The following is a 13,525-nucleotide window of genomic DNA, read 5'->3' as shown; positions in this document are numbered from 1 at the left end:
AATGAGGCATTTATTCTATATAATACTAATTTTAATTCCGGTTTGTGTTTTTTCGCAGGAATTTAATGAAGAAACACTAAGCTACAGGGAATACTTGGGGTATGTAAAAAAATTCCACCCTTTGGTTAGCCGGGCCAATCTTGAAATAGACAGGGCCGAAGCACAGTTAATGCAGGCTCGCGGCGGTTTTGACCCTAAAATTGAAGTTGATTTTGATAAAAAACAATTCAAGGATACCGAATATTATTCTTTACTAAACAGTAGTTTTAAAATACCTACATGGTATGGTATTGAAATAAAAGCTGCTTTTGACAATAGTGAAGGCTATTATCTTAACCCGCAAAATACTACTCCTAATCAGGGATTAACGTCACTTGGTATTACCGTACCTGTTGGACAGGGGCTTTTTATCAATCAGCGTATGGCCGATTTAAGAAAAGCCAAACTACAAATAAACCTTAGTAAATCACAGCAAAGACTTGCTGCCCTTGATGTATTGTATGATGCGTCGGCTGCTTATTTCTCCTGGCTTAAGCATTACAACGAAATGGTAATGTATAAGGAATACCTAGCTGCTGCAGAAGAACGTTACACAGGTGTTTTAAGGCTTATTGAACAGGGTGATAAACCGGCTATAGATAGTGTGGAAACAGGAATTTCGGTGAAGAACCGAAGACTGAGTCTGGAAAATTCCATACTTAAATTAAATAAAGCGAGGCTCGAACTGGCTAATTATTTATGGATAAATGAGACTCCTGTAGAACCATCTGAAGATTTAAAACCTGAAGTGGGACTTCTTACAGAGATTGAAGATATACTGAATACCGGAGGAATTAATGATACCGAGGCTATAATTTCAGCACATCCTAAACTTAAAATGCTGGAAACTAAAGTTGAGATGCTTGATATTGAAAGAAAACTCAAGGCAAACTACCTGCTTCCTAAAATTGATTTGGGGTATTATTATCTTTCAGAGCCTTCCTATATTGATAATTTCCGCACGGATGATTATAAAATAGGGATTAACTTCTCTTTCCCTATATTTTTAAGGAAAGAAAGAGGTGCGCTTAATATGGCTAAAATCAAATTACAGGACACAAAATTAGAACTACAGCAGGAACAGCTTCAAATTAAAAACAAGATTGATGCACAGTTAACTGAAATACAATCGCTTAAAAAACAATCTGATTTACTAAACGCACTTGTACAGGATTACCAAACCATGCTTGATGCCGAAGACCGACTTTTCTCTTTTGGGGAAAGTTCCATCTTTATTATCAATTCGCGCGAAACTAACCTTATATCTGCTAGAATACAGCAAATAAACATGGAAAACAGTTTATTAATGAGTAATGTAGCGCTTTATAGGGTTATGGCTAATTCGGATAATTAAAAAACACGTCTGGCTTTCCAGTACGGTTTATTAAAATACCTCATCTCTGTTGAATAGAAATACTTTCTGGACTTTTGGTTTTCGATAAATACACGGCCTATAAGCTGCTGATAATGATTAAGGATACTATCTTTTTGTAAAGGGGTATCTAAACAACCTATAACAGACTCGGCAGCTTTTATACCGCTATACAGCGCAAAAAAGATACCCTGTGAAGAAAGTGGATCAAATGATAAGGCAGCATCGCCTACAAACAAAACTCCGTTATAAATAACCGATTCAGGCTTAGAAACACCTGCCTCTACCGCATTACTGTGAAGCAATGATTTTGTAGTCAGCTTATACGGTAATATAGCTTCATTATTAAACTTTTCCAGTAACAGTTCAGGGTTTTTATACAGTGTACCTATATAATCAGTAAGCCCCTGAAAACTTACAACTCTTTTCCCTCCAGGTAAAAGTGAAGTATACCACCAGCCTTCCTGCACTGATTTTATTCGGGTACTATTATCATTATCCTGCTTAGGAACAGACACCCAATTAACTACCGCCATCTGGTTATCTACCTTAGTACGTTTATAACCCAGTTTTTTCCCTATAACTGCTTTACGCCCTGTAGCGTCTATAAGCCAGTTGGCAGAAACTTCTTGTATCTCCCCTTCCCTTAAGCTTACTTTAAATCTTACATCACTGTTATTACTCAAAACAACATCATCAATCATGGCAGAATATATCGGTATACCTAAAGTATCAACTTTCATTAATAATGCCTTATCAAACATTACCCTGTCTACATGGAAACCAGCCCCTTCGGGGTTTAGCATACCACTACTATACACCCAGTCCTCACTACCCCATGATGAGACATTAGCACTGCAACGTTTATATTCGGTATCATCAAGTAAATCGGTAATAGTATCTATGCCTAAGCGCTTTAAAAGGCGTATGGTAGCCCCTGGGATGGATTCCCCTGCCTTATAGGGCATGTTATAATCTTTGTTTATCAGGCACACATTAAGCCCTGCCTGCTTTAATACAATTGCAGTGGCGCAGCCCGAAGGGCCGCCACCTGCTACAATTATTTCAAAAACATTGGTACTCATTAGTTACCTCTGCGTTTTATGTTTACAAATTCATTACGTTGTTCTTCACTTATCCAGCCTGCTTCAGCTAACTGGCGGTTGTATAACCCAAGCTCATCAAAGGCTTTTTCATACATACTATGGTCTGATTTAAGATTAGCCTGCTGTGCTTTAGTAAGGTTCTCTACGTAAATATTTTCCGGTAACCAGTCCATATCTTCAGGTCTTGGTTTTGCCTCCAGTATCCCCATGTTGCCAAAGTGAGCAATCATGTACATCATTTGTTCGGGAGCCGGGTTTTGTAACGGTAATTGCCTTAACCATTGCGGCCTGTTTTGGAAAGCGGCAATACGTATTTCCATTGGCTGTTTCGTATCACAAAGGGTATTGTAATCTACTTCGGTTAAAACCTGATTTGGTACCCTTGCCGGCCAGAATGTTGGTAAATAAGGATCATACTCAAAATCGTAACCCGAACGACAGAAAGCAGTATCTCCCTGCCATGGCAGTGCCATCCAGCGGGTAAGGTCACCGGCAGCCTGACCGTATAAAGGTCCGTTAACTTTCATTACCGAATTGTTGTCCAGCGTAGCGCCATAATTAGGCTCTGTTAAACCTTCCTCACGCTCCCTGATTCTGTAAGGTGCCCTGTACATTGAAGCGTTTCGCATAGGCCATGTAAGCTCTGCTCCCGGGTGGAAAGCATCAGCAAGGCAATAGTGCATTGCTGTCCTGTCCAGCGTTTCAGGCTGCTTTTGCAAGTCTACATCTTCAATTTTATGTGGTTCTTTATAGTTAGGATTATAGTCGTTAATAAACAATCCGTTTACCCAGTTGGTAAGTACGTAGGTATAAAATGGCGGAAGCTGTAAATAAGTAGACGGAGCCGGTGGCAGGTTAGGATCAGGGTTAGTATATCCAAAGGCATCGCCATAAATAGGTGGCCATGCGGCTACCTCTGCTATCTTAGTATTAGTAGGCCTGAAACTGTTGTATATACCCCTTCGCAGTTCAGCATAAGGATCAGGATACATAGAGTTATCTAAAGGAGCGTAAGACAATTTTTTCATGAACTCAGGGTCCTTGAAGTTTAGAGGTCCTCCCGCACCAAACATGGAAAGGAATCCTTTATTTACCCACTGTAGTTCACTAAGGCGTTCCAGTATAGGTCGCACATGATCATTAAAAGATATTTGCTGAGGCACTTTTAGCATACCTACTTCCATATACAGGTTTTGCATAAGGTCGTCCATAGTTCTCCATCCCACCAAATCAGGTGCAAAGTTTGGCGGTGCCGAAGCTACCCAAGCCGGGTCGGCTTCATAATCAACACCTCCTATGGTCACTTTTGCATAAACAGGTCCGTCAGCAATATCGTCATACCATCCATTGGCATTATTAAAACTATCCGGATCGGCAGGTCTGTATACAGGTTGGTTAGACGGACTTGCAGAAACTCCAAAGCCCGGTAAAACCAACAGGCGCCCTACAGCATCTGTTCTTAACTCCCCTAAAGTAACTGGTGTCCCTTCAAAATCACCCGACATTACATAGCTGGAATCTTTCATCTCAATACCCATAATAGATTTTTTACCGGTATCAACACAAAGGGCGCTCCTGTCGTCTCCTTTAACATCAGCATTTCGTAAAGGTACGCTAAGGCTTACGGTTGCAGGTATATCAAGCGCTGCATTAAACTGGTACCAGGCTGCTTTTTTATTAGCAAGATGTACCGACCATTGAACGCTTGATTTTTTGGTTTGCTGTACCTCGCCCACCACATTGCCATACTTATCGTAAGCATATATACGGAAACGGGCTGCCTGTCGCTTAATAGCACCTCCGGCATCTCTGGTACTTCCAAATTTTGTAGGTTCAGGTTTAAATACTTCCGGACCAATATAATATCCGTCAGGACTATCACCTACACGGGCAATACCTATACCCGGGTGTATCCTTACATGGGTTATTCTTTTTATCTGGTCGTCAGTCAGTTCTTTTGGGTTTTCCTTGTCAGACGGGCTATGCCCCGAAAACGGACATTTAGGATTTTTAATAACAGGCTTACCCGGTTTTTTAGGCTCGGTTACAGGCTGTTTGTTAATTTCCCTGCGGTAATTCGCACTGGTTTGATATACGCTCATCCTGGCTTCGGCAACGCTACCTACCGGCTGATTTTCTAACGGTACTCTACCTATGTTAAACGACAACCAGTCGCCATAAATTTCCTGCTCATCAATAGTAATATCCTGTTGCGGCAGGTGTATAGTAGCCACTTTTAGAGGTACGGCAACTGTTTCGTCCCAAACTACAGTAGCTCTGTCTAGCGGGAAATGCTGTTCTATGTAAGCCTCGCCAAATTGGGCTGCATCAGGTCTTTTTTGGATAAGGATATCCAGTGTAACAGGTCCTGCTGCCAGTCGTGCAGCAAGATCTTTACCCATAAAATCAGGGTCGTTTATATCTACCTCTCCCGCAAAAGTTGATGTTCCCGGGCGTAGTATGTATTTACAGTAATTATCCGGTCCCAGCATAAACGGAACCACACTCCAAAGTTGTGTTTCCAGTACCGAATGTATAGGTTTTGCCATTTTATCCAGTAGCTCATTGGTTTTTGGAGCATGTTGCTGTACCCAATCGTCACCCCAACCTTCAAGGCTTGCTTTTGTGAAATTGCACATATCGGAAGCGTTATCCACAAAAAAGAAAGGTACATTTTGCAGTAACAAGTCGGCAGTATCTGCTCCGTCGTCACTTACCTTTTTCTCTCCGGAAATTCCAAAAACCTTAATTCCTATTCCAATGGTACTCATCCAGTCAGGTCTGCCATCTGCAAGGTCTGACGAATAGCGTACATATACAGGAAAGTCGCCTCCTTTTTTAAACATTCCGTGTTTATAGTCTTTCGGTAGGTCTTCCTGTATGGTTATATTTCCTTTTATGATACCGTGTGTACGTAAAAATACAGGTCTGCGCACAGGACATTGTCCCTGTTCTACCCTCTTTTTCTGTACAAGGTCACAGAACATGTGCCTAAGCCCTTCTATAGGATTTTCGCATCCGCAGGATGTATTATCCTCACTCCTGTTCTCAATAATACTTTTCATAATCAGTAATTTATAAATTGGTTTGTTCTCAAATATATCCCAAAAAATAAACCTGACTATGCGTAAAAATACCTGTTTAGGCTAACTGTAAAAACTACAATTGAAAGAAAGCTAATCATAATTTAACTATACAAAAGCAACGTTAATCGAAATATCTGCTAAAAATCAATTAGTAAAATGAAATTTGTATATACAAAACCACAAAATGTTTTGCGAATATCATTCTAATTAAACCAATGCATTATGAAAGCTACGACTACTCATTCAGCAATTGTAAGAAGGCTCAGCCAAGAGCAGGTGTTTATGTTATCTGTGCTTTTGGTAAATGCCGGTAACTACTTTTATAATCTTATACTGGGACGTGTTTTGGGACCTGCTGCATTTTCTGATGCCGCAATTCTTATTACGCTGTTATTAGTGCTTTCATTTGCGGGTATGACATTTCAAATTGTTACCGCAAAATATGCAGTAGTACTTAAGTACAATAAATTATTTTCCTTTAAACGGTTTATCGTTAGGCTGGCTTTTGCTGCCGGATTACTTTTAGGTATCACCGTTATTATGATGGCCGATACACTACAGCAAGTATTTAATACGCAAACATCTATAATGTTTACCATTTTCGGGATGGGGTTACCCCTGTATTTCATAATGAGTATAAACAGAGGGTTGTATCAGGGACAAAATGATTTAAAGAGATTATCGGTTACGTACCAAACAGAAATGTTCAGCAGGCTCGTTATTACATTAGCACTTGTATTACTTATTCCGTTTGGAGCATCTTCGGTTTTTGTTGCCATGGGTATTGCCATTTCACTTTTATTCGGACTAATACCTTTTAAAAGTAATCTGGTTCATGATGCCTTCACATTTACATCTGTAGAAGATAAGGCAGATGCTAAACCTATAATGACATTTTTTATGTTAACGGGCTTTTATGAGCTTTCACAAATTATAATCAATAACAGTGATATACTATTAGTTAAACACTATTTTAATGATGTTGAAGCCGGACTGTATGCATCACTGGCGCTTATAGGTCGTATGGTTTACTTTGTAGCCTGGATGTTTGTAATGATGCTTTTACCTAAGGTTATTAAACTGCATAAAGAAGGTGGTGATACTACACGTATACTTTTTAAATATGTTAGCTATGTAACATCAGTTTCTGTCCTAATCATTTTTGCTACGTTTCTGTTCCCTGTAACAGCAGTTAAGTTGCTATTTGGCAGTGAATACATTAGTATAGCTCCGTTATTATGGAAATATGCTGTAGCTACTTCCATATTTGCTGTAGCAAACATTTTTGCCTACTATTTCCTATCCATAGGTAAGTACCTCCCGGTAGCTATATCTGCCTTATTGGGTTGTACACAAATATTATTGATTGTATTATACCATAGTTCTTTAGATCAGGTTATTAATGTGCAGATAATTGCCATGTTATGCCTGCTAGGTTTCCAAGTTGGTTACTTTTTTTACCATAAACTTAAAAACAGGTCACTAAACGCTTAATTAGAATCTATTAAAGATACGTCTTCGTATACCCGGTGGTATAATCAATGCACAGCAATGGCAGTCGTTACACGATATATCCTAACAATATGGTACCGGTACTCTAAAAATTACCACAAGGCAAACCGTATGTTAACCGACTTATAAAACAACAGGCCAACTCACGAAACATATTGGTAAATGCTGCCGATCAGCCGGAACTATGCGATTTTTATCTGGGCTCAATACTAAACAAAGGTGATTTGAAAATAGCTGTTTCAACAAATGGTAAATCTTCCGTTTAGCGAGGCGTATAAGAGAATATTTGGAACAGGAAATCACTGATGATGTAAATGTAATTATTGACAGGCTTAATGATATAAGGAAACATTTAAAAGGGAACTTTGCAGCTAAAGTAAAAGAACTGAATACAATTACAGCTTCTTTCACAAAAAGAATACATGAAAAATAAATACGTTGCGGGTTTAGTTAACAAATGAGCTTGTAGCCAAATCCGCGACTGTTTATAATTTGTACCGTTGGATCGGCACTTAGTTTCTTACGTAGTTTTGATATGAAAACATCCAGACTTCTTCCACTAAAAAAATCATCATTACCCCAAATATCATTAAGGATAAAAGAACGGGTAACCATTTCATTTTTATTTTGGTACAAATGCTTAAGCACCTCTGTTTCCCTGTGGGTAAGTACTTCACTCTCTTCTTTGTAAGTTAACGTTTGCTTGGTGGGATTAAACACATAACTGCCTATAGCAATATCATTATCCTTTTTTTGTTCTTCATTGCCTCCTACTACCCTGTTTAAAAGTGCATGTATTCTTATAATCAGTTCTTCCATGCTAAAAGGCTTTTTGAGGTAATCGTTACCTCCATGTTGAAAACCTTCTACTACATCTTTGGTTTGTGATTTTGCCGTAAGAAATATTATGGGGATCCTTTTATCTGTTTTCCTAACCTGTTCGGCAACAGCAAAACCATCCGTTTTTGGCATCATAACATCCAGTACCAGCAACTCTGGTTTCTCTTCGTTATATTTTTGCAGGGCTTCTTCACCATCAGCACAAACTACTACTTTAAAGTTCCTCGTTTCAAGGCTTTCTTTTACAATAAGCGCTAACGATGGTTCATCTTCGGCTAATAATATTTTTATGGTATCAGGCATAAGGCAGGGTGATTTTAAAGGTGGTTTCTTTAGTATCTGGTAACAGGGTTAAGCTTCCTTTGTGTTTTTCCATTATAGTTTTAGAATAGTACAATCCTATACCATAACCTTTTACATCGTGCTTGTTTTGAGTAGGTATCCTGTAAAACTTATCAAATATCTTTTCCCTTTGGCTTTTATCTATCAGTTTTCCATTATTGGCTACCAGTATATCGGCATTAAGATAATTCGCTTTTATACTTACCGTAATTTTATCACCACCATATTTAATGGCATTCTCGATAATATTAGAAATTACATTCTCAAAATGAAACAAATCGGCCATTACTTTTAGTTCGTCCCTGTCGGTAACAAATAGTATTTCTTTATTCGTGTTTAACTGATGTTTCTCAACTGCACTCTTAACCATATCGATAAGGTTAAATTCTTCCTTTTCAATAGCAACTTTATTGGTGTCCAGAGATACGGTTTCCAATATTTTCTCTACCATTATATTCAGTTTACCTAACTGCCCTGAAGCAATGGATAAATACCTGTCGGTCTTATCTCTGTCTTCATCATTATTAAAACGCTGAATGGCTTCAAGAGCACTCATAGATGTTGCTATAGGTGTTTTTAACTCATGGGAAATATTACTTATAAAATCATTTTTGCTGAGCATAATCTGTTTTTGCTGACTGATAATTTTTAGCAGATACAGCAAACATGCAATGATAAATACCGAAAGTAAAAATGACAGAAATAAGCCTGCAAAACTTTCCTTTAATACCAATAAAGTAATATTAGGGAAGAATATATTTATGGCACTATTACGTGCCAGGTAACCTGATTTTGCTTCAATCGACAATTTAAATTTACTGTCGTCAGGGTTATTATATGTATTAATAGTTTCCTGATTTGTTGTTTGCGAAAGAGCATAATCAAAATGAAATCCCTTACGCTCAAACTCATCCTTAACATAGCCTGATAGCTTATCCAGCTCTACATCCTGATTAAGCATGGATACCACAATTTTCGAAGCCATCTCTGTAAGCTGTGTAAGGCTGTCTATTGGTACAATATTGTGTCCTAGTATACCATTAATTCCCGGAGCTCCGGCTTTTCTTTCAGATGTAATAGTTATATTCCTATTTTGCCCCATTTGTGAAGGGGAAAGCACCACAGCCGAATCTTCAAAGTTATATTTTGCCTTAAGGCTATCCAATAATCCGTCCAGGTTTTCGTCAGATGTTGCTTCGATAGTAATAGTACGCATCTCTCCCGAAACACTATCTGTAGAGGCTCTGCCTTTAATATCCGTTTTTACCAAATCGGCATAATAAGCGTCAATACTATTGTTTAACCCCGAAAGAACCTCATTGGTAAGTACAACTTTATTGGCTTTGTAGTTTTTAATATTCCAATAGGCTTGTATAGATAAGGTTATCAGGATAACTATACCTATAAAATAGATCAACCTTGTTTGACTGCTTCTTTTCATAACTTCAAAAATAGCAACAAAAAACCATTTTTCATTTCGGTTAACATACGTTAACTTTCATTATACAAAGCAGTTATCACAAACTTCTTTTTCTACTGTAAAAACTCCCGCTATCCCCTGTTAATAAAGGATTTCCTTCATTTTTTAAAAACGGTAACACTCGTTAACCTTAGTTAACCTAATAAAAAAACAGGCTCAACTTACTTTGTATCATAACAAAAAAATTATTACAACCATGAAAAAACTAATAAATACATCGGTAGCCATTTTGGCTTTATTAATAAGTCTGCCTACACAGGCCCAAGATTTTTTCGGAACCGTTACTTATGAAACTAAGTTGAGTATACCTGATTTTGATATTCCCGAAGATCAGGCTCAAAAAATCCCTGAAGACATGCAAGCTCTTATTAAAGAACAACTACAGGCAGCAGGACAAAATACCTATACGCTTAACTTTAATAAAACAGAGTCTTTATATGAGAAAAAGGAAACACCAAAATCTATAGATCAAAACAGTAGTATAATAATTCAGACAGAAGGTGGCGATCAAGTTAATTACACCAACCTAAAAGAAGGAATCAGTATTGCGCAGGTAGATTTGTATAACAAACTTTTCCTTATAACCGACTCTATTAACAACTACAAGTGGAAAATAACTCAGGAAACTAAAAAAATAGGTGAATACACGGCCTATAAGGCTACCTACATTTTAAAAGGAGAAGAGGCAAAAACTGCTTGTAATCAAACTCCTGAAGATAAAGAAATAACAGCTTGGTACACTCCGCAAATACCGGTTCAGTTTGGTCCTGCTAATTATGGTGGTCTACCCGGACTTATTCTTGAGTTAAACGATGGAGCCCAAACCATACTTTGTTCCCAAATTGTACTTAATCCTAAAAAAAGACCTGAAATAAAAGCACCTAAAAAAGGTAAAAAGGTTACTGCTAAGGAGTTTGAAAAAATATCTGAACAGAAAATGAAAGAAATTCAGGAAGATATTAAACGTAAGTATCCTAACGGTAAGGGTAATTTCCAAATTGAAGTTATAGGTAATTAATTAAAAACTAAACAACCATGAAACGTTTTATTTTATTGCTGGTTCTTATTGCTGCTACGGGGTTAAAAGCGCAAAGTATAAAATTTGAAGGCTTTGTGAAAGACACCTTGGGTCAACCACTGGAAATGGCTAATGTGCTTGCTGTAAACAGCAGTAACAATGAGACGGAAGCATATAGTATAACCAGTGAGAACGGAAAGTTCTCACTGGGTTTAAAAAAGAACACAACATACAAGATACAGGCTTCCTTTATAGGTTTTGAGCCAGAAGAGTTTGAACTCACCACTACCGACAGGACTGTTTTAAGGGAAATAAAACTTAAGGAAGGAGTATTACTTGAAGGGGTAGAAATTGTACACGATATCCCCGTAAGGATTAGCGGTGATACTATTGTATATAACTCTGACTCGTTTACTAACGGCACCGAAAGAAAACTGGGTGAAGTACTAAAAAAATTACCAGGCATTGAGGTTACACCTGAAGGCGACATTATTGCCGAAGGTAAACAGGTTACCAAACTGATGGTAGAGGGTAAGGATTTTTTTGACGGCGACACCAAAATTGGTACTAAAAATATTCCTGCTGATGCGGTAGATAAAATTGAGGTACTAAAAAACTATAATGAGGTAAGCCAGCTTAAATATGTAGAAGACAATAAGGATAACGTTGCCATGAATATTAAACTGAAAGAAGGTAAAAAGAACTTTTGGTTTGGAGATATTACAGCAGGCGGAGGTCCGGATGAACGCTTTGCTTTTAACCCTAACCTGTTTTATTACAGCCCCAAATATTCGGTTAACCTTATAGGTAATTATAATAATACAGGAGAAATACCTTTTACGTTTGAAGATTACTTTAAGTTCTCAGGCGGGTTAAAACAGTTTATGAAAAAAGGCGGAAGTAACTTTTTTGTAATCCCTCCCGAATTAGAGTCGCTTATCATGCAAAACAATAAGGCAAAACAAGTCACATCGCGTTTTAATGCAGCTAACTTTGGCTATAACCCAAACAAAAAATGGAGTTTTAATGGGTTTGGAATCTTATCAAACAACAGTATTGATACCCAAAATAATACATTAAGCTCCATACTGGATACCCAAACAGGAGAGGCTGTAACAACCCAGTACAAAGAAGGTACTGCTATTAGTAAAAACACTTTGGCAATGCTTAAACTGAATGGTAATTTTAAACCTAATGACAGGTTTGAGGTAAACTATGATCTTTTTGTAAAGGGTTCCAAACTAAATACCCGTAATTACAGCAATACAACCGTATACCCAAATACCGAACAGGGACAGGAAATTACTGATAGTAACTCAAAAAATCCGTTTTCCCTAAGTCAGAATCTGGATATATATCATACCTCAAAAAACGAGAAAAATGTATTTGCGCTTAACGTACAACAACTTTATCAGGATGAAGATCCTTTTTATAATGCCATACAGCAACAAACTCCGTTTACATTCCCTGAGTTTATTGCCGGGCAGGAAAGGAATAATCTTAATCAGGAAAAATTTGTAAAAACAAGTAAACTGGATGCTAAGCTGGATTATTACTACATCATCAATAAACAAAATCAGCTTAATTTGACTTTTGCCAATACGTATGCTTATCAAAATTTTAATTCACACATTTTCCAGTTACTGGACAATGGTACTAAAAATGATTTTAATGATGCTACGCTAAACAATAAGGTAAACTATAGGTTTAACGATGCCTTTGCGGGTATTCACTATAAGTTTGTGTTAGGTGATTTCACTTTGAACCCAGGGGTTACTTTCCATACTTACAATACCACCAGTAACCAACTGGACAGCGACTATAAAAACAACTTTACAAGGCTGTTACCTGATTTTAATGTTGATTATACAATTGGTAAAAACGAATCCATACGTTATGATTTTGCACTGGTAAACAACTTTACCGATATAACCTACCTGGCAGAAGGAACCTTTTTAAACAGCTACAATAGCCTTTATAATGGTAACAGGGCGTTAAACAATTCGGTTTCTCAAAACCATTCGCTTTACTATCAAAACTTCAACTCGTTTAACATGAGTCATCTTAACGCCAATATTAATTACAATAAAGTGACTGATGCTGTTAATGCTAAAGCCGACTTTGATGGCATAAACAGTGTACAAACATCATTCAATTCAGCGTATGCCAATCAGAACCTTACAGCCTCAGTTGGTTATGGGAGATCGGTATTTAGGAACTATAAAATAAATGTGGGAGCAAACTTAGGGTGGTCTAAAGCTCATAACATACAGAAAAATGACCAAACCGGAGAGTGGACAGAATCACCATTAGAGTCATACAACCAAAAATACAGTACGGCCATTACTACCACGTTTAACAACTTACCCTCACTAACGCTTGGATACTCATTAAACGTAAGTAATTACCCTAATGATGCTTATTTAACCCATAGGCCAAACGCCAAATTGGAGTATTATTTTCTTAACGGCTTTAGTTTAGTGTCTAACTATCAGTTGTACAACTATAGCAACCACTCTAAAACCATTAAAAATAAATATGATTTCCTTGACCTTTCATTATCCTACCATAAACCTGATGGTGCTTGGGATTACAGGATAAGTGCTACTAATTTACTTAATACAAAAACGATAAACAGTGACAATTTCAGTCAGTTTTCAAGCAGTACCTCATTGTATACTGTACAACCAAGATACCTGCTACTCTCTTTAACATATAAACTTTAATTTA

9 protein-coding genes and 1 pseudogene are annotated in these 13,525 nt (G+C 37.5%); 6 read left to right on the top strand and 4 right to left on the bottom strand.

Annotated features, from left to right (window positions below):
• Nucleotide 1 precedes the first annotated feature (1 nt).
• Nucleotides 2-1,393, top strand: a complete 1,392-nt coding sequence (locus V3Z67_RS00185; RefSeq protein ID WP_330441411.1) for a TolC family protein — start codon at nt 2-4, stop codon at nt 1,391-1,393.
• On the opposite strand, the gene V3Z67_RS00180 is transcribed toward V3Z67_RS00185, so the two are convergent.
• Together V3Z67_RS00180 and V3Z67_RS00175 are read right to left on the bottom strand one after the other, a co-directional pair.
• Nucleotides 1,390-2,496 carry an NAD(P)/FAD-dependent oxidoreductase gene (locus tag V3Z67_RS00180; protein WP_330441410.1) on the bottom strand — a complete coding sequence of 369 codons (1,107 nt, stop codon included), beginning with the start codon at nt 2,494-2,496 and terminating at the stop codon, nt 1,390-1,392. The two genes, V3Z67_RS00185 and V3Z67_RS00180, sit on opposite strands and share 4 nt — an antisense overlap.
• Nucleotides 2,496-5,582 carry a LodA/GoxA family CTQ-dependent oxidase gene (locus tag V3Z67_RS00175; protein WP_330441409.1) on the bottom strand — a complete coding sequence of 1,029 codons (3,087 nt, stop codon included), beginning with the start codon at nt 5,580-5,582 and terminating at the stop codon, nt 2,496-2,498. Before V3Z67_RS00175 ends, V3Z67_RS00180 begins: the two co-directional genes overlap by 1 nt.
• Before the next feature lie 243 nt (nt 5,583-5,825).
• Between V3Z67_RS00175 and V3Z67_RS00170 the strand changes: the two genes are divergently transcribed.
• From V3Z67_RS00170 to V3Z67_RS00165, 3 genes and pseudogenes are all read left to right on the top strand, one after another.
• The gene (locus V3Z67_RS00170; RefSeq protein WP_330441408.1) at nt 5,826-7,097 is read left to right on the top strand and encodes a sugar isomerase; all 1,272 of its coding nucleotides are present in this window, start codon (nt 5,826-5,828) and stop codon (nt 7,095-7,097) included.
• A gap of 134 nt (nt 7,098-7,231) precedes the next feature.
• Nucleotides 7,232-7,381 (top strand): annotated as a pseudogene (locus tag V3Z67_RS17435) (precorrin-2 dehydrogenase/sirohydrochlorin ferrochelatase family protein); the annotation flags it as partial.
• Between the two features lie 20 nt (nt 7,382-7,401).
• On the top strand, nt 7,402-7,548 hold the full coding sequence (locus V3Z67_RS00165) for a hypothetical protein (protein ID WP_330441407.1): 147 nt from the start codon (nt 7,402-7,404) through the stop codon (nt 7,546-7,548).
• A gap of 17 nt (nt 7,549-7,565) precedes the next feature.
• Here V3Z67_RS00165 and V3Z67_RS00160 read toward each other — a convergent pair whose 3' ends face one another.
• Nucleotides 7,566-8,258, bottom strand: coding sequence for a response regulator transcription factor (locus tag V3Z67_RS00160; RefSeq protein WP_330441406.1), 693 nt, complete (start codon nt 8,256-8,258; stop codon nt 7,566-7,568).
• Nucleotides 8,251-9,738 (bottom strand): sensor histidine kinase, encoded by a 1,488-nt coding sequence (locus V3Z67_RS00155; RefSeq protein WP_330441405.1) that lies wholly within the window; start codon nt 9,736-9,738, stop codon nt 8,251-8,253. The genes V3Z67_RS00160 and V3Z67_RS00155 overlap by 8 nt, the downstream gene beginning before the upstream one ends.
• A 235-nt stretch (nt 9,739-9,973) precedes the next feature.
• Between V3Z67_RS00155 and V3Z67_RS00150 the strand changes: the two genes are divergently transcribed.
• Together V3Z67_RS00150 and V3Z67_RS00145 are read left to right on the top strand one after the other, a co-directional pair.
• Nucleotides 9,974-10,795 (top strand): GLPGLI family protein, encoded by an 822-nt coding sequence (locus tag V3Z67_RS00150; RefSeq protein WP_330441404.1) that lies wholly within the window; start codon nt 9,974-9,976, stop codon nt 10,793-10,795.
• 17 nt (nt 10,796-10,812) lie between these two features.
• Nucleotides 10,813-13,521, top strand: coding sequence for a TonB-dependent receptor (locus V3Z67_RS00145; protein ID WP_330441403.1), 2,709 nt, complete (start codon nt 10,813-10,815; stop codon nt 13,519-13,521).
• Nucleotides 13,522-13,525 lie beyond the last annotated feature (4 nt).

The organism is Flavobacterium sp. C4GT6, from assembly GCF_036347315.1.
Taxonomy (GTDB): domain Bacteria; phylum Bacteroidota; class Bacteroidia; order Flavobacteriales; family Flavobacteriaceae; genus Flavobacterium.
The sequence above is the reverse complement of the archived record's forward strand: the minus strand, read 5'-3'. Positions and strand labels throughout refer to the sequence as shown.